The organism is Ancylobacter vacuolatus, from assembly GCF_030813595.1.
In the GTDB taxonomy this organism is placed as follows: domain Bacteria; phylum Pseudomonadota; class Alphaproteobacteria; order Rhizobiales; family Xanthobacteraceae; genus Ancylobacter; species Ancylobacter vacuolatus.
This window is the reverse complement of record NZ_JAUSUH010000013.1, coordinates 120,066-146,810: the sequence shown is the minus strand read 5'-3', so window position 1 is coordinate 146,810 and position 26,745 is coordinate 120,066. Positions and strand designations below refer to the sequence as shown.

Annotated in this window: 21 protein-coding genes and 1 tRNA gene; 8 read left to right on the top strand and 14 right to left on the bottom strand. The window is 68.1% G+C overall.

What is annotated here, in order from left to right:
- The 6 genes from J2S76_RS21950 to J2S76_RS21925 form a co-directional block, all read right to left on the bottom strand.
- Nucleotides 1-632, bottom strand: a 632-nt coding sequence (locus J2S76_RS21950; RefSeq protein ID WP_503128598.1) for a Rossmann-fold NAD(P)-binding domain-containing protein, incomplete at its 3' end; no start/stop codon positions are given.
- Nucleotides 633-640: 8 nt separating this feature from the next.
- Nucleotides 641-934: an aa3-type cytochrome c oxidase subunit IV gene (locus tag J2S76_RS21945; RefSeq protein ID WP_018387365.1), complete on the bottom strand. Its 294-nt coding sequence runs from the start codon at nucleotides 932-934 to the stop codon at nucleotides 641-643.
- An 88-nt stretch (nucleotides 935-1,022) separates the two neighbouring features.
- A complete protein-coding gene (locus J2S76_RS21940) occupies nucleotides 1,023-2,387 on the bottom strand; it encodes an ABC1 kinase family protein (protein ID WP_307064083.1) in 1,365 nt (454 codons plus the stop codon).
- Between the two features lie 72 nt (nucleotides 2,388-2,459).
- On the bottom strand, nucleotides 2,460-2,957 hold the full coding sequence (locus J2S76_RS21935; RefSeq protein ID WP_307064081.1) for a DUF6790 family protein: 498 nt from the start codon (nucleotides 2,955-2,957) through the stop codon (nucleotides 2,460-2,462).
- A 29-nt stretch (nucleotides 2,958-2,986) separates the two neighbouring features.
- Complete coding sequence (locus J2S76_RS21930) at nucleotides 2,987-3,952, bottom strand: heme-dependent oxidative N-demethylase family protein (RefSeq protein ID WP_307064079.1); 966 nt, start codon at nucleotides 3,950-3,952, stop codon at nucleotides 2,987-2,989.
- Between the two features lie 262 nt (nucleotides 3,953-4,214).
- Complete coding sequence (locus tag J2S76_RS21925; protein WP_307064077.1) at nucleotides 4,215-5,240, bottom strand: MBL fold metallo-hydrolase; 1,026 nt, start codon at nucleotides 5,238-5,240, stop codon at nucleotides 4,215-4,217.
- A gap of 105 nt (nucleotides 5,241-5,345) precedes the next feature.
- On the opposite strand from J2S76_RS21925, the gene J2S76_RS21920 reads away from it, so the two are divergent.
- Nucleotides 5,346-6,164: a helix-turn-helix domain-containing protein gene (locus tag J2S76_RS21920; protein ID WP_307064075.1), complete on the top strand. Its 819-nt coding sequence runs from the start codon at nucleotides 5,346-5,348 to the stop codon at nucleotides 6,162-6,164.
- A 45-nt stretch (nucleotides 6,165-6,209) separates the two neighbouring features.
- On the opposite strand, the gene J2S76_RS21915 is transcribed toward J2S76_RS21920, so the two are convergent.
- Nucleotides 6,210-8,057 (bottom strand): M3 family oligoendopeptidase, encoded by a 1,848-nt coding sequence (locus J2S76_RS21915; RefSeq protein ID WP_307064072.1) that lies wholly within the window; start codon nucleotides 8,055-8,057, stop codon nucleotides 6,210-6,212.
- Between the two features lie 134 nt (nucleotides 8,058-8,191).
- Here J2S76_RS21915 and J2S76_RS21910 point away from each other — a divergent pair, with 134 nt between their 5' ends.
- A complete protein-coding gene (locus tag J2S76_RS21910) occupies nucleotides 8,192-8,917 on the top strand; it encodes a histidine phosphatase family protein (protein ID WP_307064070.1) in 726 nt (241 codons plus the stop codon).
- Nucleotides 8,918-8,997: 80 nt separating this feature from the next.
- Here the strand turns inward: J2S76_RS21910 and J2S76_RS21905 are convergent, their stop codons facing one another.
- Nucleotides 8,998-9,276 (bottom strand): hypothetical protein, encoded by a 279-nt coding sequence (locus J2S76_RS21905; RefSeq protein WP_307064068.1) that lies wholly within the window; start codon nucleotides 9,274-9,276, stop codon nucleotides 8,998-9,000.
- 200 nt (nucleotides 9,277-9,476) lie between these two features.
- On the opposite strand from J2S76_RS21905, the gene J2S76_RS21900 reads away from it, so the two are divergent.
- Complete coding sequence (locus tag J2S76_RS21900) at nucleotides 9,477-9,728, top strand: hypothetical protein (RefSeq protein ID WP_307064066.1); 252 nt, start codon at nucleotides 9,477-9,479, stop codon at nucleotides 9,726-9,728.
- An 89-nt stretch (nucleotides 9,729-9,817) separates the two neighbouring features.
- Here the strand turns inward: J2S76_RS21900 and J2S76_RS21895 are convergent, their stop codons facing one another.
- The 3 genes from J2S76_RS21895 to cpdR form a co-directional block, all read right to left on the bottom strand.
- Nucleotides 9,818-11,275: a hypothetical protein gene (locus tag J2S76_RS21895; protein WP_307064064.1), complete on the bottom strand. Its 1,458-nt coding sequence runs from the start codon at nucleotides 11,273-11,275 to the stop codon at nucleotides 9,818-9,820.
- Between the two features lie 468 nt (nucleotides 11,276-11,743).
- Nucleotides 11,744-11,818: transfer RNA gene (locus J2S76_RS21890), tRNA-Val, on the bottom strand.
- 111 nt (nucleotides 11,819-11,929) lie between these two features.
- Nucleotides 11,930-12,289 carry a cell cycle two-component system response regulator CpdR gene (gene cpdR, locus J2S76_RS21885; RefSeq protein ID WP_091442056.1) on the bottom strand — a complete coding sequence of 120 codons (360 nt, stop codon included), beginning with the start codon at nucleotides 12,287-12,289 and terminating at the stop codon, nucleotides 11,930-11,932.
- Nucleotides 12,290-12,556: 267 nt separating this feature from the next.
- Between cpdR and J2S76_RS21880 the strand changes: the two genes are divergently transcribed.
- Complete coding sequence (locus J2S76_RS21880; RefSeq protein ID WP_370874823.1) at nucleotides 12,557-13,435, top strand: N-formylglutamate amidohydrolase; 879 nt, start codon at nucleotides 12,557-12,559, stop codon at nucleotides 13,433-13,435.
- Nucleotides 13,436-15,619: 2,184 nt separating this feature from the next.
- Nucleotides 15,620-16,405: a histidinol-phosphatase gene (hisN, locus tag J2S76_RS21875; protein ID WP_307064061.1), complete on the top strand. Its 786-nt coding sequence runs from the start codon at nucleotides 15,620-15,622 to the stop codon at nucleotides 16,403-16,405.
- 19 nt (nucleotides 16,406-16,424) lie between these two features.
- On the opposite strand, the gene J2S76_RS21870 is transcribed toward hisN, so the two are convergent.
- Both J2S76_RS21870 and J2S76_RS21865 read right to left on the bottom strand, forming a co-directional pair.
- Nucleotides 16,425-17,384 (bottom strand): alpha/beta fold hydrolase, encoded by a 960-nt coding sequence (locus J2S76_RS21870; RefSeq protein ID WP_307064060.1) that lies wholly within the window; start codon nucleotides 17,382-17,384, stop codon nucleotides 16,425-16,427.
- A gap of 117 nt (nucleotides 17,385-17,501) precedes the next feature.
- Nucleotides 17,502-17,885: a hypothetical protein gene (locus tag J2S76_RS21865; RefSeq protein WP_307064058.1), complete on the bottom strand. Its 384-nt coding sequence runs from the start codon at nucleotides 17,883-17,885 to the stop codon at nucleotides 17,502-17,504.
- A gap of 267 nt (nucleotides 17,886-18,152) precedes the next feature.
- On the opposite strand from J2S76_RS21865, the gene J2S76_RS21860 reads away from it, so the two are divergent.
- Nucleotides 18,153-18,623, top strand: coding sequence for an Hsp20 family protein (locus J2S76_RS21860; RefSeq protein ID WP_307064056.1), 471 nt, complete (start codon nucleotides 18,153-18,155; stop codon nucleotides 18,621-18,623).
- Between the two features lie 200 nt (nucleotides 18,624-18,823).
- On the opposite strand, the gene J2S76_RS21855 is transcribed toward J2S76_RS21860, so the two are convergent.
- Nucleotides 18,824-19,843, bottom strand: coding sequence for a hypothetical protein (locus J2S76_RS21855; protein ID WP_307064054.1), 1,020 nt, complete (start codon nucleotides 19,841-19,843; stop codon nucleotides 18,824-18,826).
- Between the two features lie 412 nt (nucleotides 19,844-20,255).
- On the opposite strand from J2S76_RS21855, the gene gltB reads away from it, so the two are divergent.
- Nucleotides 20,256-24,992, top strand: a complete 4,737-nt coding sequence (gene gltB / locus J2S76_RS21850; protein ID WP_370874820.1) for a glutamate synthase large subunit — start codon at nucleotides 20,256-20,258, stop codon at nucleotides 24,990-24,992.
- Nucleotides 24,993-25,266: 274 nt separating this feature from the next.
- The gene (locus J2S76_RS21845) at nucleotides 25,267-26,691 is read left to right on the top strand and encodes a glutamate synthase subunit beta (protein ID WP_307064052.1); all 1,425 of its coding nucleotides are present in this window, start codon (nucleotides 25,267-25,269) and stop codon (nucleotides 26,689-26,691) included.
- The last annotated feature ends 54 nt before the right edge of the window (nucleotides 26,692-26,745 follow it).

The window sequence follows — 26,745 nt, the reverse complement described above, 5'->3', positions numbered from 1 at the left end:
GCGCCGAGGGATTCGACCTGTTCCTTCGCCGCCGGGCGCACATCGGTGGCCGAGACCACCGCGCCGAGGCGCCGCGCCGTGGCGATCGCCTGCAGGCCGGCAACGCCCGCGCCCATGATGAAGACGCGCGCCGCCGGCACGGTGCCGGCCGCCGTCATCATCATCGGGAAGGCCCGGCCGAACTCGGCGGAAGCGTCGATCACCGCGCGGTAGCCGGCAAGGTTCGCTTGGGAGGACAGCACGTCCATCACCTGCGCCCTTGTGATGCGCGGCATCAGCTCCATCGCGAACAGGCTGGCGCCGGTGCCGGCGATCTCGGCAAGCGCCGCCTCATGGCCATGCGGGTCGGCGATGGCGATCACAAGCGCGCCGGGGTTGATCCCCTTGAGCGCGGAAGCCTCCGGCCGCCGCACGCCGAGCACGATATCCGCCCCCGAAACCGCCGCCGCATTATCCGCGACGATAGTGGCGCCCGCGCCCTCATAATCAGCATCGCCAATCCCCGAAGCCACCCCCGCCCCAGACGCGACAACAACCGTCGCACCAAGACCGATATAGCGCTTTACCGTGTCGGCGGACGCGGCAACCCGTGGCTCCGAAGCAGAGCTCTCTTTGACAATAGCGATACGCATGGCTGCTCTCAGGACGTGATGATCAGGGCAAGCAGCAGAACGCCAAGCAGGCCGAACAGCAGCTTGGGCTTGCCATCCTCCGAGGCGAGACCGACGGCGCAGGCCGCGATCGAGGCAAGCGTGCCGATGGTGAAGATGCCCCAGTGCCCGTTGGCGCCGCCAATGGCGAAGGACACCATGAAGCTGCAGAGGGCCAACGTGCTGACCAGGGTCATCTTGGTGAAGAAGTGATATGTGCCGCGGTGCTCGGCATAGTCGTTGCCGTCCGCCTTGGCGTATTCGGTCACTCCGTGATCGGCCATGTCGACCCCCTCCCAAAGAATAATGAGCGCGCGATGCTCCGCTTTAGCGGAAGACGCCGTTTCCGGCAACGGCGCGCGCCGGGGCAGGTCAGCGCAGCCCGGCCTCCACCAGCGCGGCGCCTTGACGCGCCGCCACCGTCTCGGTGGAGAAATCGGCGATCGCCTCCTCGAACAGAGCGTGGAAGTTCAGCTCCGCCTTGAGGTGCAAGAACACCCCGCCAAGGCCGATCGCGGCGCGGTCCATGAAGACGAATTCGCGCGGCACCCGCACCGGGCCCTGCTCTTTCAGCGCGCGATGCACGGTGAAGGCCTCGCGCCGACCATATTCGCCCGGCGCCACGCCGTCGGCGATGGTGCGGACGCGGTCGTCGAGCAGCGGGCCATAGATGAAGCGGGCCCAGATGTTGAGCACCTCGATCAGCTCTTTCGTGAGGCCGCGAAAGCCCCAGGTCTCATAGGCATGGACGATGCGCGCGTCCTCGCCCTGCTGCAGGCCGCGATAGAGATCGACCACGCCGCCGACGAAGCTGGGCGGGAAGATGCGGATGCAGCCATAGTCGAGCAAATTGATCCCCGCCGGCTGCCCCGCCGCCTCGAACACGGTGTAGTTCCCGAGATGCGGGTCGCCATGGATGACGCCGAAACGGGAGAAGGGCAGCCACCACGCCGCGAACATCGCGCGGGCGATGGCGTTGCGCTCCTCCAGCGAATGGTCGACGAAATCGAGCAGCCGGCGCCCCTCCAGCCAGTCGAGGGTGAGAAGGCGGCCGGTGGAAAGATCGGGATGCACGCGCGGCACCCGCACGGCTGGCTCTTCCGACAGCATCGCGGCGTAGAGCCCGGCATGGGCGGCCTCGCGCTTATAGTCGAGTTCCTCGCGCACCCTCTCGCCGATCTCCTCGGCGATCTCGGTGGTGTCGATCGCCGGCTCCATCCGCCGGTGAATGGCGAGCAGCAGGCCGAGCTGCTTTAGGTCCGCCTCCACCGCCGACTGCATGTCGGGGTATTGCAGCTTGACCGCCAGGCTGGCGCCATCAAGCGCGCGGGCTCGGTGGACCTGGCCGAGCGAGGCGGCGGCGGCCGGCTCCTTGTCGAAGGAGAGGAAGCGCGCCATCCAGTCCGGGCCCAGCTCCGCCATCATCCGGCGCTTGACGAAGGCCCAGCCCATCGGCGGGGCCTGGTTCTGCAGCGTGGCGAGCTCGGCGGCATATTCCGGCGGCAGCGCGTCGGGGATGGTCGCCATCAGCTGGGCGACCTTCATGATCGGCCCCTTCAGCCCGCCCAAAGCGGCGGCGAGCGCGGCTGCATTTCCCTGCTGCTGATTCATGCCGAACAGTTTTGTGCCGGCCATGCGGGCGGCGACCCCGCCGACGCTGGTGCCGACGCGGGCATAGCGCAAAGCGCGGGCGGAAAGGCGGTTGGCTTCGCGGTCCGGGGAATCGGGGTCGGTCAAGGCAACCTCATATGTTGCCCCTCAGTTAGGGCACGCCGGACAGCGCGCAACCCTCCACGCCGGTGCGGGCCATCACCTCTGCGGTACGGGGCCGAGCACGCGCTGGATCAGCAGCAGGCCGAGCACGGCCAGCGGGGTGATGAAATCGGTGTAGAAGATCGGCCCGGCATTTCCCGCCGCGAGATTGCCGGTCTCCTCGATCTGGACGACATGGCCGATGCCGGCGCCGCCGAGAAAGCCGAGCGCCACGATGCCCACCGCCGCCCGATAGCCGGGCGAGCCGAGAAAGGCACCGATCACCCCGGCGACGCCGATGCCGAAATTGGCCATGCCGACCTCGAGCTGGAACGGGCTCGGCGCCCAGCCGATCGAGGCCGCCGTCTGGTCGGCGAAGAACACATGCCCGGTGAACGCCCAGAGCCCCTGAAGGCCGACAGGCAGGAGCATGATGGTGCGCAGCAGCTCGTCGACCAGCACGCTGAGCGAGAACGGCCGCGCCCCCCGCAGCGACATCACCACCGCCAGCACCACCGCCAGCGCCCAAAAGATCAACGGAAACCAGAAAACCATCAGCCTTCCCCCCACCCTGCCGGACCAGTCTACAAGCCGGCGGCGATCCGCTCCAGCGCGGCGGCCACCGCGTCGCGGTGGTCGGTCAGCCCCTTATAGGCGAGCTGATCGGCGTCGAGGCCGAGGATCTGCTCGCGCAGCGAGGCCGCGAGCGCGCCCCCTTCCGGGTGACGGCGGAAGGCGAGGAACGGGTCGACATGGATGCGGATGGTGAACAGCATGTCGCCGCTTTCCGGCAGGCGCCGCAGCGTCTGCCGTTCCACCCGCACGAAGGCTTCCGGGGCGAGATGGGCCGGGTCCTCGAACCAGTGGCGCGGGCGCTCCTTCGATTCGGGGTGGTGCAGCTCGTCATCGGGATAGATCGACCAGTTCACCCGCCACACCGGCTGCTCGACCTTCAGATTCTCGAAGATGCGGTTCATCACCCGGGCGAGCTTGCTCTCATAGCCCGGCACCGCCTCGTGCAGCTGGTCCAGCGACTGGCCGAACTTTTCCGCCAGCGACCAGGCGGAGGGAAAGCACAGCACGGCGGCGACGAGGCGATAGCCGCCCTCGCTTTTGCGCAGCAGCACCAGATCGTCGGAGACCAGCTGGCCGGCGATGACGAGCGGCGCCTCGCGGTCATCGTCCAGGTCGAAGCTTTGGCCGGTGGCGGCCACGGTGATCCGGCGCCCCTCCAGCCGGTACTGCTCGGGATAGCGCGTCGTCACATGGGCGACGACCAGCTCCAGCACCTCGCGCTGGGCCTCCCGCGTGCCCGCCTCCTCGCGCACCACCACATCGCGCTTCTCGCGGATCAGCGCCGCGCGCTCGGCCAGCGTGGCCGCCAGCTTCGCATCGGGCTCGATCCATTCGGCAAGGTCGAGCGGGGCGAGGCCGACGGAGAACGCCTTGCGCGAGCCGTCATAGGGTGTGTGGGCGAAGGGGGCAGAGGCGAAGGCGTCTGGGCCGGATTGACCGGCGTCAGGGGCGGGCGGCGGGGCGGCGATGTTCATCGGGGCGTGCTCGGCTGGAAGCGCGGACAAGCGGCCCGCGCCGCCAGCTTAGAACGTGTGCAGCCACTTCGTCAGCCCAACTTTTCGCCAGTGGAGCGCCGGGTCGTGCGCCATCCCTCCCGGAGGCGACACCGCAGAGCCGGGAACCTCATCCGTCCCAGGCGCGCGATCCCGGATCGGCCTTCGGCCGTCCGGGATGACCGATCAGGCGCGGGCGATGCTTCCGCGCGAAAGCGGGGCGGACGACGCTCCGCCCGACATCTCACAGGGCGAGCTGGTAGGTGATCGGCAGCCAGCGATAGCCCTCGTCCCGGCGCTCGACATAGCCGAGCGAGGGGAAGGAGGTGTGATAGGCGGCGACGGCGACGCGGTCGGTGGCGGCCATGTCGTAGATCCGCCGCCGGGTGGCCACGCCCGCCGCCTTGTCCTGGTCGAACAAAGCGTGCCAGTCCGGCCGCGCCAGCGAGGCCACCTCGTGATGGGCGCAATCGCCCCACACCAGCAGGCGCTTGCCCTCGCTCTCGACATGGAAGGCGAGATGGCCGGGCGTGTGGCCATGCGCCGCCACCGCCCGGATGCCCGGCACCACCTCTCCATCGGCGGCGAGGAAGCTCATCCGGTCGGCCAGCGGCAGAACATGCGAGCGGAACATGACGGCCGAGCCATATTCATTGCTCTCCTTCGGCGCGGCCAGCGGGCGGTCGCTCTTCCAGAAATCGAACTCCGTCGCCCCGATGACATAGCGCGCCTTGGCAAAGGCCGGCGTGCCGCCGCTCATCAGCCCGCCGACATGGTCGGGATGGGCGTGGGTCAGCACCACGATATCCACCTGCTCGGGCGCATAGCCGGCCGCCGCGAGCGAGCGGGCGAGAAAGCCGCCGGCGGGGGGCGGGATGAAGCCGTTCTCGCCATTGCCAGTGTCGAACAGCACGAGTTCGCGCCCGGTATTGACCAGGGTCGGCGAAAAGCCGGGGCGAAAGCGCTTTTCCGGCAGCAGGTTCGCCTGCATCAGCGCCTCGACCTCGCCGGCGGGGCGGTCCTCGCCGACGATCGGCCAGGGCCCGTCGATCATGGCGCTGGCGTCGAGCAGGCTGGTGACCTCGAAGGCGCCGAGCCGGAGGCGCTGGAAGGTCTGGGTCGTGGGGCCGAGTTCCGGCGCCGCCGCAGCGGCAGGCAGGGTGCGCAGCAGCGCCGGCGCGGCGACCAGCCCGGCGGCGGCGGTCAGGAGCGCGCGGCGGGACAACAGGCCGCTCCGGCCGTGGCCGGCGGGCAAAAGGACGGTTTTCATGGCGTTCCTCCAAGCCCGCTTCGCGGCGGACCTTTTTGATGGTCAACTGCGCGCGGCGTCGCGAGCGCACGGTCGAGGAGGCTATCCATGGAGCCGGCGGAGCGATTGTATGAACGTGCGGCGCCCGCCCCGCCCGGCGCGGCGCCGGGCCCGCTGTGGCATCTGGACCGGGCACGCACCTGCTTCATCGGCCCGCTGACCTATAACGCGCCGCACCAGCACGGCGCGCCGGTGTTTCTGGCGGGGCTCTATGGGCGGTTCGGCCTGCGGCTGGCGGGCGGCGGCTGGCACCGGGTCCGAACGGCGATGATCCCGGCCGGGGTGGTGCACGAGCTCGACATTGGCGGCGAGCCGATCGGGGTTCTCTACATCGAGCCGACGCTGGAGGGCGCGCACACGCTGGCCGCGCTGACCACCGGCGCCACCGAGACGGAGGGCGCGCTGGTTGCCGAGGGCGGCGCGTTCACCCTGATGCGGGAGCTGTGGGAGGATGCGGGCAGCGTCGCCTGGGCCGGTGAGGCGCTCGACGCGCTGATCGGGTTCGGCGCCCGCCGCGCCCGCCGGCCGATGGATGAGCGCATCGCCCGTGTGCTCGCCCTGCTGGAGGACGCGGCGACGCCCTCCCGCAATGTGGCCGCCGCCTGCGCGCTCGTGGGGCTATCGCCGCATCACTTCCAGCATCTGTTCAGCCGCGAGGTCGGCGTGCCCTACCGGCGCTACCGGGCCTGGGGGCGCATGCGGCGCGCCATCGCCGCCGTCGCCAGCGGCCGCCTGCTTACCCAGGCCGCGCATGAAGCCGGCTTCTGCGACCAGTCGCACTTCAACCACGACTTCCGCCGCACCTTCGGCGCCCCGCCCTCCTGGAGCCTGCAGGGCGTGCGGATGTCGGGCGAGCCGGCGCGGCGGAAACCTCCGCACGGATAACGTAAGAACCGGCGCGGCGGCGGGCCGCCGTGCCGGTGGTGAGGCTCACGCCTCGTCTTCCATCGCCTCCAGCTCGGCGATCATTCGTTCGATGAGGCCGAGACCGGTCTGCCAGAAGGCGGGGTCGCGGGCATCGAGGCCGAAGGGCTTGAGCAGCTCCGAGTGATGCTTGGTGCCGCCGGCCGCCAGCATGGCGAGATAGCGCTCGGCGAAGCCCTCATTGGCGTTCTCATAGACCGCGTAGAGCGAGTTCACCAGGCAATCGCCGAAGGCATAGGCATAGACATAGAAGGGCGAATGGATGAAGTGGCCGATATAGACCCAGTAGTTTTCATAACCCGGCCCGAGATGGATGGCCTCGCCCAGGCTCTCCGACTGAACTTCCATCCAGATGGCGCAGATCTTCTCCGCCGTCAGCTCGCCATTCTTGCGCTCGGTGTGGATGCGGCGCTCGAAGGTGTAGAAGGCGATCTGCCGCACCACGGTGTTGATCATGTCCTCGACCTTCGAGGCCAGCATCGCCTTGCGGGCCCGCGCATCCGGCGCCGCCGCCAGCAGGCGCTGGAAGGTCAGCATCTCGCCGAACACGGAAGCCGTTTCGGCCAGGGTGAGCGGAGTCGGCGCCATCAGCGCGCCGTTCGGCGCCGCCAGCACCTGGTGCACGCCATGGCCGAGCTCATGGGCGAGCGTCATCACGTCGCGCGGCTTGCCCATATAGTTGAGCAGCACATAGGGATGGGCCGAGGGCACGGTGGGGTGGGCGAAGGCGCCGGTGGCCTTGCCCGGCCGCACGCCGGCATCGATCCAGCTCTTGTCGAAGAAGTCGCGGGCGATGTCGGCCATGCGCGGCGAGAAGGTGGAATAGGCGCCGAGCACGGTGTCGCGCGCCTCTTCCCAGCCGATCGGGCGCGTCTCCACCTTCGGCAGCGGCGCGTTGCGGTCCCAATATTCCAGCTTGTCCTTGCCGAACCACTTGGCCTTCAGCTTGTAGTAGCGATGCGCCAGGCGCGGATAGGCGGCGTGGACGGAGGAGACCAGCGCGTCCACCACCTCGCGCTCGACCCGGTTGGCGAGGTGGCGGGAGTCGGCGATGTCCTCGAAGCCGCGCCAGCGGTCGGAGATTTCCTTGTCCTTGGCCAGCGTGTTGGTGACGAGGGTGAACAGGCGCAGATTCTCGCCGAACACCTTGGCCAGCGCCTCGGCGCCCTGCTTGCGCTTCTCCTCCTCCGGCTCGGCGAAGAAGTTCAGCGTCTGCTCCAGCGGCAGGATCTCGCCGCCGACATCGAAGCGCAGCCCGGCGATGGTTTCGTCGAACAGCCGGTTCCAGGCGCCGCGGCCGGTGACGCCCTTCTCATGGAACAGCTGCTCGACGCGGTCGTCCAGCTGGTAGGGCTTTTCCGCCCGCACATCCTCGATCCACGGCCGGTAATGGGCGAAGGCCGGCACGGTGAGCGCGGCTTCCATCTTGGCGTCGTCGAGCCGGTTCAGCTCCAGCGTGAAGAACAGGAGATGGGTCGAGGCGTCGGTGAGCTTCTCCTGCACATCGCCATAGAACTTGGCGCGGACGGGATCGGTGGTGTCGCCGGAATAGATCAGCCCGGCGAAGGAATAGAGCCGGCCGAGCAGATCCTCGATCGACTCGTAGCGGGCGACGACCTCGGCCATCTGCCCGCCGGCATCCTCGCCGTCGAGAAGGGCGGCGAGCTTGCCCTTATAGTCTTCCTCGAACTGCGCCGACCGGGCGGCCACCGCCTCCAGATCCGCCCGAAGCTCCGGCGAATCCATCGCCGGATAGAGGTCCGACAGGTCCCATTGCGGGAGATGGCCAAAGCTGGCGGCGGCAGCCTCCGGCGAGCGGGGCACGAAGGCGAAGGAATCGAGACGGCGCTGCATGTTCACTCCGGCGGGTAATACAAGGTGGCAGTGATATCGTGCGTGCCGGCGCGCTATCAACTGCCGCCGACGCGATTGGCATGGGCGAGAACCCACGGCATTCTCTGCCGGGCAACGCGCGAGAGGGGGAAAAGATGATCTGGCGGCTGCGGCTTTTTGCTTCGATCACAGGGCTGGCCCTGCTCGGCACGACGCTGGCGCAGGCCGCGCCGCACCGCATCGTGATCGTGCGCCATGGCGAGAAGCACACGGCGCTCACCCTGTGCAGCCTCGGCAAGGAGCGGGCGCAGGCGCTGGCGGCGCAATATCTCAGCCCCACCAGCCCGATGAGCCTGATCAAGAACGACCCGCCCGCCGCCATTCTCGCCATGACCCTGCACACGGTGGAAACAGCGCGCCCGATCGCCCGCGCCTGGGACATGAAGCTCATTGCGCCGCCGATCGGCTATATCCCGATCCGCAACAACCGCTACTTCAATGCCAAGCTGAACGTGGTGAACCGCGACGTGGCGCGCGACCTGCTGGAAAACCCGCGCTGGCACGGCCGGACGGTGGTGATGGTGTGGGAGCATTTCCACATCGCCAGCGCGGCGCTGGAGCAGGAATTTGCTGGCGAGGACGTGACGCTGCGCCAGCTGCTGCGCCTCGACCAGATAAAGGGCGTGCAAGGCGGTGTGCCGCGCACCTGGCCGGACAGCAATTATAATTTCTTCTGGATCCTCACCTATGACCGGCCACAGGACATTGTGCCGAGCCGGTTCGAGGTGGTGCGGCAATATTTCGCCGAGCCCTATGCCAATCTGCCGTCCAACGACTGGGGCGCGCCGGAGCCCCGGCCCGCCGACAGCGGCTGCAGCTGAAAAAAAAGCGCCCGGAAAGGGCGCTTAAGTCAGGTCATTAAGGGGATCGGCACGTCCAGATCGTCAGCTCGCCTCGATGGTCAGTCGAAGGCGCGCTTCATGCGCTGCCAGGGCGAATCGCGGCCCTCGTAGAGCGGGCCGAAGAAGGCGCGCTCCTTCGACTGGCCCTGCGTCTGGCGGACCTGCTGCTTGCGGATCCGGTCATGTTCGCGGACCTGATTGCGGTCGACGCTGTCGCCGATGCGCGGCGTGTCGCGCGGGCCGGCCGAGGTGGCGCTGGCCGGAGCGGCCGCGAAAACAAGGCCCGCAGCGACCAGCGCCGCAACGCCGACCGAACTCGTCACTCGTGTCTTCGTCATGTTGACCTCCCGAAAAAACGATTTGCTGGCGGGATAACCCGCAGGGCGGCAAATAGTTCAGAAGGCATTTGTTCAGGTCATTCGATTGCTGGAAGCGGCGTATGGATGGTTGCCGCAGGCGCCCAGGCGTGGAACCTTTGGTATCGCGAGCCGTTTTCTCGCGATGCGCGCCATTTTCTGCCGCCACAGCGAGGTAAACCATGGTCACGCCCCCTCCCCTGTCCTCCCCGGCCGCCTTTGCCCCGCCGCTGCGCCTCAAGGGCGCTGACGGTGCGGCCCTCATCGGCACGCTGGACGAGGCGCAGGTCTTCGCCGAGACGAACCCGCACCCCGCGGGCGACTATGAGGGGATGATCCGCCGGCTGCAGGGCGCCCATATCGCCGAGGACCGGACCGAGGCGGCGAACGCCTTTCGCTGGTGGTGCGAGGCCAACGGGCTGCTGGAGGACTGATTGATCGGTGAAAGCGCCGGCCGGAACGAAAGCGCCCCGCACCTTCCTGCGAAGGGCGGGGCGCTCTTTAGAGGCGGGCGTGCGGCGGCTTACTGGCCGAGCAGGCGGATGACGGCGATGTTCTTGCTGCCGTCCTTGGCAGTGGTGACGCCGCCGACGACGATCATCGTGTCGCCCTGCATCACCACGCCGCTGGCGGTGTCGTCGCCCTCGCCGAGCGAGAGATTGACGATGCCGTTCGGGGTGCCGTCATTGGCGGTGCCGAACGCCTCGTCGAGCTCGCCCTTGGGGGTGTAGCGCAGCACGGCGATGTTGGTGCTGTTGCCTTCCTGGTGATAGCCGGCGACGACGATGTTGCCGTTCTTGTCCATCACCACGTCGGTCGCATAGTCGTTGCCGGCGCCGAGCGAGGTGGCGACAAAGCCGTTCGGCGTGCCGTCCTCGGCGACGCCGAAGGCCTCGTCGAGCGAGCCATCGGCGTTCAGCCGGGCGATGACGACATTGGTGCTGCCGTCCTTGGCGATGGAATCGCCGGCGACGACGATCTTGCCATCGGCGGTGAGCGCCAGCGCGTTCGCCTCGTCCGAGCCCTCGCCCAGCGAGAAGCTGGCGACGCCGTCCGGCGTGCCGTCATTGGCAACGCCGAAGCTCTTGTCGAGCACGCCATCGGCGGTGAAGCGCAGCACGGCGATGTTGGAATTGCCCTTCGGCCCATGGGTGCCGGCGACGACGATCGTGCCGTCCTTGGCGACCGCGATGTCTTCGGCGACATCATTGCCATCGCCCAGCGAGACGGCGGTGAAGCCGTCCGGCGTGCCGTCGCTGCCATCGACGCCGAACTTGGCGTCCGCCGTGCCGTCGGCATTGAGGCGGCCGACCACGATGTTGGAGCTGCCATCCTTGGCGGTGGTGGTGCCGGCGATGACGATCTTGCCGTCGGCGGTCAGGCCCACCGCATTGGCGATGTCGTTGCCGTCGCCGAGCGAGATGTTGACGATGCCATCCGGCGTGCCGTCATTGCCCTTGCCGAAGCTGGCGTCGAGCGTGCCGTCGGTGTTGAGGCGCAGCACGGCGATGTTGGTGCTGGTGCCTTCCTCGTGATAGCCGGCCACAACGATCTTGCCATCGGCCTGCACCGCCACGTCGGTGGCGAAATCATTGCCCTCGCCGAGCGAGATGTTCACCACGCCGTCCGGCGTGCCGTCATTGGCCTTGCCGAAGCCGGCATCGAGCGTGCCGTCCTTGGCGTAGCGCAGCACGACGATGTCGTTGCTCTTGCCATTGTTGCGGTTGCCGACGATGACGACCTTGCCGTCCGCCGTGGTGGCGATGCCGTTGGCGATATCGTCGCCATCGCCCAGCGAGGTGCTGGCGACGCCATCCGGCGTGCCATCCGACGTGCCGGCGCCGAAGGTGGTGTCCAGCGAGCCGGGGCCGGCATCCGCCGCCCACGCGCCAGCGAGGCTCACAGGCCCGCAGGCCAGGGCGACGGCAATGGCCAGAGCCGCACATCCGCTGCGCGCGCCGGCCCAATTCAGGTAGCTCATGATTGCTCCTCCGCCCCGATTTTCGGGGCTATGGTTTCATATTACCTTACGCGAGGCGACTCTCGTCCCGTCTCGGGGTCTCCCACCGGATCCGCAGCCAATCTTGCAGCGATGGCTTTTGTTGCTTGCCTGGATCGCCGCGGGCCGGCGCCCTTGAAGGCGCCCGCACAGGCCAGCGACCGCTGACAGCCCCCTCCGTCAAGCGTAACGGTTCCTTGATACTACCCAATCTGGAATGACTGCAAGGTGACGCACGCCGGCGCGGCGGCGAAAGCTGATCCAAAATGGAAGCAATTTCTGCCCACCGGCCGGTTCGGAACCGCACGCGCGCGGGGACGGCGGCGCCGTGATGGCCGGCACAGGAGGAGGGACGAGTGGAGGAGCGCCCGCGCGGGCAGGCTCAAGCCGCCGCCGCAGGCCCGAGGCCGCAGGATGGCGTATCGTGGGAAAAACGTGCCGGCAATGGAATGGTGGGCGCGACAGGGATTGAACCTGTGACCCCCTCGATGTCAACGAGGTGCTCTCCCGCTGAGCTACGCGCCCATTCCGTGGTCTCTTGCGAGCGGGGCTCCCCTATAACCAGAACCCTTGGCCCGCGCAAGCGGGGAATGGCGGCTGTGGATGACGCCGCCCTTCCGTGTCGACCGGCCGCTGTCAGGCCGCCAGCATCTTGCCGACCTCATTGACCAGATCGCGCAGATGGAAGGGCTTGGAAAGCACCTTCGCATCCTTCGGCGCCTGGCTGTCGGCATTGAGCGCCACCGCCGCGAATCCGGTGATGAACATCACCTTGATATCGGGGTCGAGATCGGTGGCGCGGCGGGCGAGCTCGATGCCGTCCATTTCCGGCATCACGATGTCGGTGAGGAGCAGCTCGAACGGCTCCTCGCGCAGCCGGTCATAGGCGGAGCGGCCATTGTCGAAGTCCACGACCTCGTAGCCCGCATTCTGCAGCGCCTTCACCAGAAAGCGGCGCATGTCATTGTCGTCTTCGGCGAGCAGGATCTTGAGCATCCCGGGCATCCTGATTGTCTTGAGGCGGCGAGGACGGCGCCGGACGGGCCGACGCGCGCATGCCCGCCGCATGCACGTTCTCCTTGGGTACTCCAGCGCCCCTTAGCACATCGTGAACACGGGCCCCCTTCCCGCACCGGCGGCCTCTCGCGGACGTGTTCGCAAAAACCGCCCCGCTCGCGCCGCCGCCGCATTCCGCCTTGCGGAGCGTCATGTTAGACACGATGAGGCCCGCGCGCGGCGGGGCTGGAAGCGGATTGAGGAATGATGGCCGTCATCGCCGACGAGATCGACCCCGCCTTCGAGATCGTCCAGCCGGCCTCGCTACGCGCCCCGTTCCTGTTCAATTCGCCCCATAGCGGCGTGGTCTATCCCCGCGACTTCGTCAGCCAGTCGCGGCTCGAACTGCCGGTGCTGCGCCGCTCCGAGGACAGTTTCGTCGACGAGCTGTTCGCGCAGGTGACGCGCTTCGGCATGGGATTCATGCGGGCGCATTTTCCCCGCTGCTATCTCGACGTGAATCGCGAGCCCTATGAGCTCGACCCGCGCATGTTCGACGGGCGGCTGCCGGCCTATGCCAATACGCGCTCGATGCGGGTGGCCGGCGGGCTCGGCACGATTGCCCGCATCGTCGGCGAGGCGCAGGAGATCTATGGCCGCCGCATTCCGGTGGACGAGGCTATTGCGCGCATCGAATCGCTCTACAAGCCCTATCATCGCTCGCTGCGCCAGTTGATGGTGCAGATGCAGCGCAGCTTCGGCGTGGCGGTACTGGTGGATTGCCACTCGATGCCGTCCGGCTGCCAGCGCGATGCACGGATCGACATCGTGCTGGGCGACCGTTACGGCACGAGCTGCGCCGGGATCATCCCCGATACGATCGAGGCCGAGCTGCGCCGGCGCGGCTATTGCGTGGTGCGCAACAAGCCTTATGCCGGCGGCTTCATCACCGAGCATTACGGCAACCCGGCCTCGGGAATGCACGCCGTGCAGATCGAAATCAACCGCGCCCTCTACATGCGCGAAGCGACATATCAACCCTCGGAAAATTTCGAAATCGTGCAGAACGACCTGCTGGAAGTGGCGCTGGCGCTGGCCGAAGTGCCGCATCTGGAGCTCGCCCCGCTGCGCGCCGCTGCTGAATAAACGACGTTTTTCAGAGGCTTAGGGTGGGGTTCGTAAACTTTTGATGGGGTGATGTAAAAAACCTCAGCAAGAGCCTTGCATTTTAAACATGCGAGCTATACCAATTCTGCACGCTCGGTTCCGGAGCGAAATTCCACTACCGATGGATCGGTCAAAGCTGCCTGAAAGGCGGAGGGAATTTCCAGTCGAAAAAGGCTGGCGGGCTCTCTCAGAGTCCACGGAACCGCAACGGGACGACTGGCAAGATGGCAAAGCCACGGCAGGCGTCTTCGTCCGGCGCAAAAGAAAGAGGCCGCTTACGCAGCGCGCAAGCGGCCCAAGTCTAGGGAGGAAACGCCCAAGGAGGGCTGTACGCAGCGACGCCAATCGCTGGGTACGAGTGCAAGATGTAGGTGCATTGCGGAATAATCAAGGCACCCACCGGCAGTTTCTGGCATACCAAATACGGTAACGGGCTCTGTGTGGCATTATTGCCGCATTCGACGGTACGGACGTACTTTTTCAGGAGCGCGGGTCGCCCTGGCGGGCGTTGGTGGGCCGACCGGGGGGTCGCGGCGCGCCAGCGCCCGTTTCCGTTGGCGGACTTGTCCGTCAGAGGCGTGCGCAAGAGCCGGCGTGCGCAAGAGCCGGCGTGCGCAAGAGCGGGCGCGCCGAGACGGGCGTCGCCGCGAGGACCTGCCCGCGAGGGGTATCTGAACGCGCGGAACCTGCTTCAAGGCCCGGTCTTGTTCGCGACGGTCTTGTCGACCAAGCTCCCGGCCGCGACGGCCTTGTTCGCGACGGCCTTGTCCACGAGGGCCCTGCACGCGCGGAACTTGCTTCAAGACCCCGGCCGCGACGGCCTTGTTCGCGACGGTCTTGTCGACCAAGCTCCCGCCCGCGACGCTTCTGTCCGCGAGGGCCTTGTCCACGAACACCTCTTTCCCGAGAGCCTTTCCCAAGCACCCCTCGTCAGCAAGCGCCCCCTCGTCAGAGAGAATCCGCTGGGCGGGCTGGACGATAGGGCGATGAGCCGCGCCGCCTCCCCGTTCCGCGCTCGCTCGGCCACGGCATCGCCCCCTCCCAGATCTCCCCTCTCCCGCCGGGCCACGCCGGGCCCCGACGCCCGTGATCCCCGGGCGGGGCGAAACGGCTCCTGCCCTGCCCTCCCCGGTCGCGACCGGCGACAGCCCCAGCCGCCCTGTCCCGCGACCGCAGCCTCCACCCGCTCGGCCCAGAGCCACCCCTGATCCCCGGGCTTGACCCGGGGATCCAGACGGGGCGCGCGATGCCATGGGGTGCCGGGTCACGCCCGGCTAGAGGACAGATTGAGAGCTGAGGAAGGCGCGGCAGGGGAACGGGCCCTCCCTTTCACCGCGCATGGAGGCGGTGGCCGGCGCCGGAACGCGGCGGCGGAGCCTTGGTGCGGGGAAGGCTTTGGTGCGGGGAAGGCTTTGGTGCGGCGAACGGCATGGCGCGACAAAAGGCATTGCCGCGCGGCGGCGCAGGAGCCCAAAAGAAAGAGGCCGCTTACGCAGCGCGCAAGCGGCCCAAGTCTAGGGAGGAAACGCCCAAGAAGGGCGGCGGCAGCGTGACGCCAATCACGCCGCCGCAACGCAATATCAATAACCTCGCGCCACCGGGATGACAACCGCCAACCGAAAGAAACGAAACTGGCAATTGGTCGCAGGCGTTCAAATGATGACAATCGCGCGTACAGTGCGCCTGACGCCAAAAACGGCACGGGGCCGGCGCGCAGCGTCGGGGACGTGGCACGCGGGGGCGACGGCGCGGCTGTGCCACCGGGCACCCCGAAAGCGACCGCGCGATTAATGCTGTGATTTCAGAAGGCTGTAGAAAAGAAAGGGGCCGCTCACGTTGCCGGAGCGGCCCAAGTCTAGGGAGGAAACGCCCAAGAAGGGCGGCGGTAAGGCGACGCCAATCGCTCTACCGCGCTGCAATAATATGGCAGGTTCACTTCTCGGGTGCAACGGCTGAATTGCCCATTTCTTGACCGTGCCGGAATGGCAGCCATGCGCTGGGCGCGGGGCATTTCTGAGGGACGCCCCTCACCCGGCGCAGCGCCCGCCCGTGCCGTACCGGCACCGACCCTCGCGCGGGCGATTGCCGTGCCCGCCGCCTGTCGATAGGACTGGAGGCGGCGGGCGACAGGCGCCGCATGTGCAAGCGACAGGGACAAGGCCGATGGGTGCGGTGGACTTCGAGATTTTCGTCGACGAGCTCGCCACCGTGTCCGGCCAGGCCATCCTCCCCTTCTTCCGCACCGCGCTGGGGGTCGAGGACAAGAGCCGCGGCGCCGTGTTCGATCCCGTCACCGCCGCCGACCGCGCCGCCGAGCAGGCGATGCGCACCCTCATCCGCCGCACCTTTCCCAGCCATGGCGTGCGCGGCGAGGAATTTCCCGACGAGGGCATGGATGCCGACTATGTCTGGGTGCTCGACCCGATCGACGGCACCAAGTCGTTCATCAGCGGCATGCCGGCCTGGGGAACGCTGATCGGCCTGTGCCGGCACGGCCAGCCGGTCTATGGCATGATGCACCAGCCCTTCATCCGCGAGCGCTTCACCGGCGACGGCGCGCAGGCGCGCTATCGCGGCCCGGCGGGCGACCGGCGGCTCAATGTCCGCAATTGCGCCAGCCTCGGCGAGGCCGTCATGATGACCACCAGCCCGCTGCTGATGGAAGAGGGCAACCGCGCCCTTTATGAGCAGGTGGAAAAGCGCGTGCGCCTGCCGCGCTATGGCGGCGACTGCTACGCCTATTGCATGCTGGCGGCCGGCCATGTCGATCTCGTCATCGAGACCAATCTGAACGATTTCGACATCCTGCCGCTCTCACCGATCGTCACCGGCGCCGGCGGCATCGTCACCAATTGGGAAGGCGGCGAGGATCTCACCAGCGGGCGCGTCGTCGCTTCCGGCGACCGCCGGCTGCATGACGAGGTGCTGAGCGTGCTCAACCGGGGCTGAGGCACGCCCCGCCGGGGCGTTACGCCGCCGCGCTGCCGGGGATGAAGGCGTCGAAGGCGGCGAAAAGCGGCTCGCGGAACAGGTCGCGCTCCTGCAGCAATTCGTGGCGGGCGCCCGGAATGATGATGTGCGCGCCGGCGATGAGCCGGGTGCCGAGATGCTCGATGCTCGGCGTCGAGACGATCTTGTCGGCGCCGGCGCCCACCATCAGCAGCGGCTGGCGGATCGCCCGCGCCGCGGCCGGGTCGGCCAGCGTCTCCATCAGGTCGAAGGCAGCCTTCACCCAGCCAATGGTCGGCGGGCCGACATCGAGCTGGGGCTGCTCCATCGAAATGGTGAGGTTGCGGGCGAAGCGGGCGGCGTCGGAGGTCAGGCGGTTGCCGTCGAAATGCACCTCGGCCATCGGCCGCACCTTGCGGGTCGGCACATAGGCCCGCGACAGGCCGACAAAGGACAGCGTGCGCGCCAGCCGCCGCGCGGCCACGTCATGCTTGAGCAGCGAAAGGTCGAGCATCGGCGCGACGAGGAACATGCGATCGAAGGAGGTGCCGCCCCGTCGCGCATGGTCGAGCAGGATCGCGGCGCCCATCGAATGGGCAAGGGCGAAACAGGGGCCCGGCATGTCAGGCAGCACCGCCTGGCTCAGCAGCGCGTCGAGGTCCAGCTGGTAGTCGGCGAAATCCTTGATATGGCCCTTCATCGGGTTGGCCAGCAGACGCTGCGAGCCGCCCTGCCCGCGCCAGTCGAGCGCGACCACCGCGAAGCCGCGCTCGAGCAGATCGCGCACCGTCTCGAAATATTTCTCGATTTTCTCGGTCCGGCCGGGAAAGACGCAGACCGTGCCATAAAGGCCGCCGCCCTCCGGCTTCCAGCGGGCGACGCGCAGCCGGATTCCGTCGGATGCGGTGACGACGCCGCAAACGGCGCCTTCCGGCACGGGGTTGTCCCGGGTGCTGTAGAGAACGGGATCGGAGTGCATGTGGCCGCGCGCTGGTTTCGCCCCTGCGGCTTATAGCGGAGCCTGCCCGCGCGGCAAGCGCGCAAAACGGCGCAAGCGCGCTAGGGCGCCGCTTCAGTAGCGCGCAAACGCGCCGCTTCAGTAGCGCTTGTCGCCAAAGCCGATCACCTTCATGCCGCTGATGGCGCCGGACGCGCCGTCCACCACCACCTGCACGCGCTCGCCGCGCGGCCCGTTCGCTTCCAGCAGGATGGTGGCGCCGCGCCGGCGGATCACCGAAATGTTCGAAAAGCCGCGCCCGCGCAGCATCCGCACCGCCGCGTCGGCGTCGACCGGCCCGCCAGCCCCCGCTCGCGGGGGCGGCGCGTCATAGGGAGCGTAGGGGCCGGGGCTTGGCGCATAGGGGCCGGGCGGCACGCGGTAGTTCTGGGCAAGCGCCTGCATTCCCCCCGGCAGGGCGGGAGGAAGCGTTCCGAGCAGCAGTCCCACTGCGACGATCAGCGCCGTCGATGCCCGCGCCATTACCCACACCACTCCTCGACCTGGCGAGTATCGAACCCCAAACCCTTAAGAACCCGGCACTGAATGCGGCCCGAGCGGGCCGTTCATCTGCCGTTCATCCGCTGTTCATCGGGCGCTGCGGCGCCGCCGGAGATTTGCCGCGCCGGCCCTTGCGCGCCGAAAAGCCCTTCCTATCTCGAACTTGTACCGGCCAGAAGGCGGTACGTGAACCGGGTCCGGCTCCGTCGAGAGGACCCTCCTGCATGTCGCTTAATGTGAGGATATGCCATGCGTACGTTTGACCTTACCCCCCTGCACCGTTCGACCGTCGGCTTTGATCGCCTGTTCTCCCTGCTCGATCAGGTCAACAGCGTCGACACCGGCGCCACCTATCCCCCCTATAATATCGAGCGCACGGGCGAGAACGCCTATCGCATCACCGTCGCCGTCGCCGGCTTCACCGAGGACGACCTGTCGATCGAGGTGAAGGAGAATGGCCTGTCCATTCGTGGCGACCGCAAGGTCGAGGCCGGCAAGAACGCCGACGTGCTGTATCAGGGCATCGCCGCCCGCGCCTTTGAGCGCCGCTTCCAGCTGGCCGACCATGTCGAAGTGCGTGGCGCCAGCCTCGCCAATGGGCTGCTGCATGTGGAGCTGGTGCGCGAAATCCCCGAGGCGATGAAGCCCCGCACCATCCCGATCTCGGCCGGCAGCACCGCCCCGCGCGTGATCGAGGCGCGGACCAGCGCGGCGGCGTGAGCCTCATCCGAGGCGGGTGGGTTGACCGCCCCCGCCTCGGCCATAGAGCGCACTTGAAGGGCACGCCTTAGAGGGCGCGCCCGGCCGGGCGGGGCCCCTCCCCCGCCTCTCCCGGCCCATCTGAACGTAAAAGAGCGCCCCGGCGGACCACCGGGGCGCTCTGTCGTTTTGCGTGCACTGTGCCCCCCTGTCGGTGGCGGCTATTCCTCGACCGGCTCCGGCGCCGGCTTGGCCGGGGCGCCGCGCGCATAGACGGAAGCCGTGCCGGCCGGCGTGGTGCTGCCAGTGCCGACCCCGGTTCCCGTGCCGCTGCTCTCCATCGGGGGCGCGGGCGGCGTCTGCGCGGCGCTGGCCTCGGCGGCGCCTTTCGCCGGCTCGGCCGGAGGCGTCGCGCTTGGTGACATCGCATTGGGCGGGACGGGAGTTCCCGGGATGATCCGCACCGCGCCTGCGGTCGCCGGCGCGGCAGGTGCCGACGATTCGGCCGGCGCGGGCGTGGCGGCCGCCGCCTCCGCCGGCACGGCCGGCGCCCCTTCCGGCGCGGCGGCGGGCGGTGCGGCGGCGGGCGGCGCGGCGGCGCCCAGCGCTTCGACCGAGGGTTCCGGCGCGGGAATGGCGGCGAGCTCCGGCGGGCGCTCCGGCGGCAGCGGCGGAACCGCCGGCATCGCCTGGCGGGCGGACGGCGCGCGCGGGGCGGCCGGCGCGGCGACCGGCGCCTGGCCGATCGGGTGCATGGCGATCACCTCGCCACTATAGGCATCGATACGCACGCGCATGCGCGCCCCCGAGCGCGCGGTGGCATCGACGACATAGGTCGGCCCATCGACGCGCGGCCGGCCGATGCCGGTCATGCCCATGGAGCGCAGCAGCGGGGTGACATCAGCAAGCGGCAGACGCCCCGGCGCGCCATAGGCCGGTGGGGGCGCATAGACCTGCGGCGGCGGCGGATAATAGGTGGGCGGGGGCGGCGGTGGGTAATAGGCCGGCGGCGGCTCGTAATAGCGCTCGACATAGACCCCGCCATAGGGGCGGAAATACACCTGCGCCTGCGCCGGCAGGCTGGCGAGGGCACTGAAACCGGCCAGAACAGGCACGGCGACCGATGCGAGCCGCCGGCGCCTGCGCGCTTTCGGCGCAGCCGCGTTCAGCGCGCCGGCATTCGGCGCCACAGCGTCAGGCGCAACAGCGTTGGGCGCGGAGGCTGGCGGCGGGCTCGGCATCGGCATCTCCGAAGCGGGTGTGACAACGGCCCCAACGGACCCCCGAAATACGGCGTGGGCAAGACCTCGGCGGCCGTCCGGCAGGGGCGAGGTTGCGGCCGACAGGCGCAATGGCGTTGCGCGCGAGGCCCGGGCGCCTTACCGTTCCTTGCGCCCGACGCGCGCGCTTCGCAAGAAGCGTGAAAAATCGCGTCGGTCTTGTCGCGCGCGGCGCTTGTGCCCGGACGTCAATTCTGGCATCTTCGCGGTTGATAGGGCAGCCATGCTGTCCTATAATTCGAATGCGCCAGCCCTTCAGGGGGCGTGGCACGAAGGATGCTAGCGTCGTTCGGTAAGTGAGCACGCCTTGCGGGAGAGCGCCCCGCCAGGGCCATACGTGTCGGCGTCGGGCGTCAGGGCGACCCTTGAGGGAGTGACGGGAATGACAGAGGAAATGGGCGGCCTGGCCGCGCGCGTGATCGCCGAGGGTTCGGTTCGTCCGGCCACGACGGACCGTGCCACCAAAACCATTTCCCACATCGACCCGGGCCTGCCCGTGGCGCAGGGGCTCTATGACCCGCGCAACGAGAAGGATTCCTGCGGCGTCGGCTTCATCGCCGACATCAAGGGCCGCAAGTCGCACCAGATCGTCCAGGACGGCCTGAAGATCCTGCTGAACCTTGAGCACCGCGGCGCGGTGGGCGCCGATCCGCGCGCCGGCGACGGCGCCGGCATGCTGGTGCAGCTGCCGCACCGGTTCTTCGCCAAGGAAGCGGCCACGCTCGGCTTCACCCTGCCGGAGCCCGGCCATTACGCCGTCGGCCACGTCTTCATGCCGCACGACACCGAAGGCCATGAGATCATCCGCGCCACCATGGAGCGGGTGGTGGCCGAAGAAGGCCAGGTGATGCTCGGCTGGCGCGAGGTGCCGACCGACAATTCCTCGCTCGGCCACACCGTGCTGCCGACCGAGCCCAAGCATTTCCAGGTGTTTGTCGGCCGCGGCGAGGCGGTGGCCAGCGAGGACGATTTCGAGCGCCGGCTGTTCGTCCTGCGCAAGGTGATCTCCAACGCGATCTATTCCGCCAAGGACCCGCGCACGGCCGGCTATTATGTCGTGTCGCTGTCCTGCCGCACGCTCGTCTACAAGGGCATGTTCAACGCCGACCAGCTCGGCGCCTATTATGCCGACCTGCACGACCCGGAGTTCGAGAGCGCGGTGGCGCTGGTCCATCAGCGCTTCTCGACCAACACCTTCCCGGCCTGGTCGCTCGCCCATCCCTACCGGATGGTCGCCCACAACGGCGAGATCAACACGCTGCGCGGCAATGTGAACTGGATGGCGGCCCGCCAGGCCTCCGTCGACAGTGAGCTGTTCGGCAACGACATCTCCAAGCTCTGGCCGATCTCCTATGAGGGCCAGTCGGACACGGCGTGCTTTGACAACGCGCTCGAATTCCTCATCCAGGGCGGCTACGAGCTGCCGCATGCGGCGATGATGCTGGTGCCCGAAGCCTGGGCCGGCAACCCGCTGATGAACGAGGAACGCCGCGCCTTCTATGAATACCACGCCGCGATGATGGAGCCGTGGGACGGGCCGGCCGCCATCGTCGCCACTGACGGGCGCCAGATCGTCGCCATGCTCGACCGCAATGGCCTGCGGCCGGCGCGCTACATGGTGACGACCGACGACAAGATCGTCCTCGCCTCGGAAATGGGCGTGCTGACCTTCCCCGAGAGCGAGATCGTCACCAAGTGGCGGCTGCAGCCGGGCCGCATGCTGCTGGTCGACCTTGAAGAGGGCCGGCTGGTGCCTGACGAGGAGGTGAAGACCGCCCTCGCCCAGGCCCACCCCTACAAGGAATGGCTGAAGCGCACCCAGCTGGTGCTGGAGGAGCTGCGTTCCGTCGAGGCGCGCGAAGTCCGTACCGACGTCTCGCTGCTCGATCGCCAGCAGGCCTTCGGCTACACCCAGGAAGACCTGAAGATGCTCATGGCGCCGATGGCGACCACGGGCCAGGAGGCGGTCGGCTCCATGGGCACCGACACGCCCATCTCGCCGCTGTCGAAGAAGTCGAAGGCGCTGTTCAGCTATTTCAAGCAGAACTTCGCTCAGGTGACGAACCCGCCGATCGACCCGATCCGCGAAGAGCTGGTGATGAGCCTCGTCTCCTTCATCGGGCCGCGGCCGAACATCTTCGACCTCGAAGGCAATTCCCGCCGCAAGCGGCTGGAAGTGCGCCAGCCGATCCTGACCAATGAGGACCTGGAGAAGATCCGCTCCATCGGCTTCATGGAGGAGCGCTTCGACACCCGCACGCTCGACATGACCTACCCCTCCGACAAGGGCGCGGCGGGCATGGGCGACGCCGTCGAGCGGCTGTGCGAGCGCGCCGAGGCGGCGGTGCATGGCGGCTACAACATCATCATCCTGTCCGACCGCCTCGTCGGGCCGGACCGCATCCCGATTCCCTCGCTGCTGGCGACGGCGTCCGTGCACCATCACCTGATCCGCAAGGGCCTGCGCACCTCGGTCGGCCTCGTGGTCGAAACCGGCGAAGCGCGCGAAGTGCACCATTTCGCCTGCCTCGCCGGCTATGGCGCCGAGGCGATCAACCCCTATCTCGCCTTCGAGACGATGATCGACATGCGCGTCGACATCCCCGAGGAGGTGTCCGAGGACGAGATCGTCAAGCGCTTCATCAAGTCGATCGACAAGGGCCTGCTCAAGGTGATGTCGAAGATGGGCATCTCGACCTACCAGTCCTATTGCGGCGCGCAGATCTTCGACGCGGTCGGCCTCAACCAGGAGGTCGTCGACCGCTATTTCTTCGGCACCGCCTCCTCCATCGGCGGCATTGGCCTCAATGAGATCGCCGAAGAGACCGCGATGCGCCATCGCGACGCCTTTGGCGACGCGCCGGTCTACCGCACCTCGCTCGATGTCGGCGGCGACTATGCCTTCCGCCTGCGCGGCGAGGAGCACGCCTGGGACCCCGAGACGGTCGCGGTGCTGCAGCACGCGGTGCGCGGCAATGCGCAGGACAAGTACCGCCACTTCGCCCAGCTGGTGAACGAGGCCGGCGCCAAGACGCTGAACATCCGCTCGCTGTTCCGCATCCGCGAGGCGGAGGAGCTCGGCCGCGCCCCGGTGCCGCTCGACGAGGTCGAGCCGGTGGCCGACATCGTCAAGCGCTTCGTCACCGGCGCCATGTCGTTCGGCTCGATCTCGCGCGAGGCGCATTCGACGCTGGCCATCGCCATGAACCGGATCGGCGGCAAGTCAAACACCGGCGAGGGCGGCGAGGAGGCGACGCGCTTCAAGCCGCTGCCGAACGGCGATTCGATGCGCTCGGCGATCAAGCAGGTGGCTTCCGGCCGCTTCGGCGTCACGGCGGACTACCTCGTCAATGCCGACATGATCCAGATCAAGATGGCGCAGGGTGCCAAGCCCGGCGAAGGCGGCCAGCTGCCCGGCCACAAGGTGGATGCGGTGATCGCCAAGGTGCGCCACTCCACCCCGGGCGTCGGCCTGATCTCGCCGCCGCCGCACCATGACATCTACTCGATCGAGGATCTGGCGCAGCTCATCTACGACCTGAAGAACGTCAACCCGGAAGCCGACATCTCGGTCAAGCTGGTGTCCGAAGTGGGCGTGGGCACGGTCGCGGCCGGCGTCGCCAAGGCGCGCGCCGACCACATCACCGTCTCCGGCTTCGAGGGCGGCACGGGCGCCTCGCCGCTCACCGCCATCAAGCATGCGGGCTCGCCCTGGGAGATCGGCCTTGCCGAGGCGCACCAGACGCTGGTGCTGAACAATCTGCGCGGGCGCATCGCCCTGCAGGTCGATGGCGGCCTGCGCACCGGGCGCGACGTGGTGATCGGCGCCCTGCTCGGCGCCGACGACTTCGCCTTCTCCACCGCGCCGCTGATCGCGGCCGGCTGCATCATGATGCGCAAGTGCCACCTCAACACCTGCCCGGTGGGCGTCGCCACCCAGGACCCGGTGCTGCGCAAGCGCTTCAAGGGCACGCCCGAGCATGTCATCAACTACTTCTTCTTCGTCGCCGAGGAAGTGCGCGAGCTGATGGCCCTGATGGGCGTGCGCAACTTCAACGAGCTGATCGGCCACTCCGACTGGCTCGACCAGCGCGAGGCGATCGAGCACTGGAAGGCCAAGGGGCTCGACTTCAGCCGCATCTTCGCCAAGCCGCAGGTCGGGCCTGAGGTCGCGATCTACCACACCGAGCGGCAGAACCACCCGATCCAGCACGTGCTCGACCGCACCCTGATCAAGCAGGCGATGCCGGCGCTGGAGAGCGGCGAGAAGGTGGTGATCCACAGCCCGATCAAGAGCATCAACCGCTCCGTCGGCGCCATGCTCTCCGGCGAGGTGGCCAAGCGCTATGGCGACACCGGCCTGCCGGAAGACACGATCGACATCCACCTCACCGGCACCGCCGGGCAGGCCTTCGGCGCCTTCCTGGCCACCGGCATCGCGATGACGCTGGTCGGCGAGGCCAATGACTATGTCGGCAAGGGCCTTTCCGGCGGGCGCATCGTGGTGCAGCCGGCCAAGGACAGCGCCATCGTGCCCGAGGATTCGATCATCGTCGGCAACACGGTGATGTACGGCGCCACCTCGGGCGAGTGCTACTTCCACGGCGTCGCCGGCGAGCGCTTCGCGGTGCGCAATTCCGGCGCCATCGCGGTGGTCGAGGGCACGGGCGACCATGGCTGCGAGTACATGACCGGCGGCATCGTCGTCGTCATCGGCCAGACCGGGCGCAACTTCGCGGCCGGCATGTCCGGCGGCGTCGCCTATGTGCTTGACGAGGACGGCACCTTCAAGAAGCGCTGCAACCTCTCCATGGTCGACCTTGAGCCGGTGGAAGAGGAAGAGGCGCTGCTGGAGCGGCTGCACCACCATGGTGGCGACCTGGAGTTCAAGGGCCGCATCGACATCATGGCGGATATGGGCCACCACGACGAGGAGCGGCTGCACCAGCTGATCGCCAAGCACCTGCACTACACAGGTTCGCAGCGGGCGCAGACCATCCTCGACAATTGGGCCAGCTATCGCGGCAAGTTCGTCAAGGTGATGCCCGTCGAATATCAGCGGGCGCTGCGCGAAATGGAGAAAATGCGCGGCTTGCAGGCGGCCGAATAGCCGCCCGCGTCGTCCTCCCGCCTTCCTCCTTCGTCATCCCGGCCGGCGGCGCAGCCGACGAGCCGGGATCGCGCGCCGGAAGTTGCGGCATGCGATCCCGGACAGGACCTTACGGCCCTTCCGGGATGACGAGGTGGGGGACGGATGACGGGCTGAACAAATCGGAATGCGCGGCGCTCTGCCGCGCCGCCATTTTCCAACTGGCATGTTTGATGTATCTGGCACCGGAGGTGGAATGCCTCCAAGGTGGCGGTGCTCCGCGAAAGAGGGCGCAATGGGCAAGGTTACGGGCTTTCTCGAAATCGATCGGCGCGAGGCGAAGTATCAGCCGGCGTCCGACCGCATTCGTCACTTCCGCGAATTCACCCTGCCCCTGCCGGACGCCGAGGTGGCCAACCAGGCCTCGCGCTGCATGGATTGCGGCGTGCCGTTCTGCCATGGGCCCAATGGCTGCCCGGTGCACAACCAGATCCCGGACTGGAACGACCTCGTCTATAACGGCAATTGGGAAGAGGCGGCGCGCAACCTGCACTCCACCAACAACTTCCCCGAATTCACCGGCCGCATCTGCCCCGCGCCCTGCGAGGAAGCCTGCACGCTGAACCTTGAGGACGTGCCGGTCGCGATCAAGACCGTCGAGCAGGCCATTGCCGACCGGGCGTGGAAGGCCGGCTGGGTCAAGCCCGAGCCCGCCGCGCACAAGACCGGCCGCAAGGTCGCCGTCGTCGGCTCCGGCCCGGCCGGCATGGCGGCGGCCCAGCAGCTCGCCCGCGCCGGGCATGAGGTGCATGTCTATGAGCGCGAGCCCAAGGCGGGCGGCCTGCTGCGCTACGGCATTCCCGACTTCAAGATGGAAAAGCACTATATCGACCGCCGCGTCACCCAGATGGAAGGCGAAGGCGTCACCTTCCATTACGGCGTCAATGTCGGCGTCACCACGCCGCTCGACGAGCTGCTGGAAGGCCACGACGCGGTGCTGATGTGCGGCGGCTCGGAAGCCCCGCGCGACCCCGCTCTGCCCGGCCAGGAGCTGCTCGGCGTGCACTACGCCATGCCCTATCTGGTGCAGCAGAACCGCCGCGTCGGCCATGAGGACGTGTCGCGCGACGAGCCGATCCTCGCCGCCGGCAAGCATGTGGTGGTGATCGGCGGCGGCGACACCGCCTCCGACTGCGTCGGCACGGCGTTCCGCCAGGGGGCGCTGTCGGTGCACCAGCTCGACATCCGCCCGGTTCCCCCGCTGAAGGAGGACAAGCTGGCGGTGTGGCCCTACTGGCCGACCAAGTTCCGCACCTCCTCCTCGCAGGCCGAGGGCGCCGAGCGCGAATTCGCCGCCGCCACGCTCGGCATCGAGGGCAAGAAGGGCCACGTCACCTCGGTGAAGTGCGCCCGCGTCGACGCCAAGCGCCAGCCCATCCCCGGCACCGAATTCCTGATCAAGGCCGACCTGGTGTTCATCGCCCTCGGCTTCGTCCATCCGCTGCGCGAGGGCATGCTGGAGAAGGAGGGCCTCGCCCTCGACAAGCGCGGCAATGTCGGCGCCACCGATCTCGACTATGCCACCAGCGTGCCGAAGCTGTTCGCCGCCGGCGACATGCGGCGCGGCCAGTCGCTGGTGGTGTGGGCGATCCGCGAAGGCCGGCAGGCGGCGCAGTCGATCGACACCTTCCTGATGGGCAGCTCCGTCCTCCCGCGCTGAGGGGCGGCGCCAGAACACGCGAAAGCCGGGCCTCGCGCCCGGCTTTTTCATGCC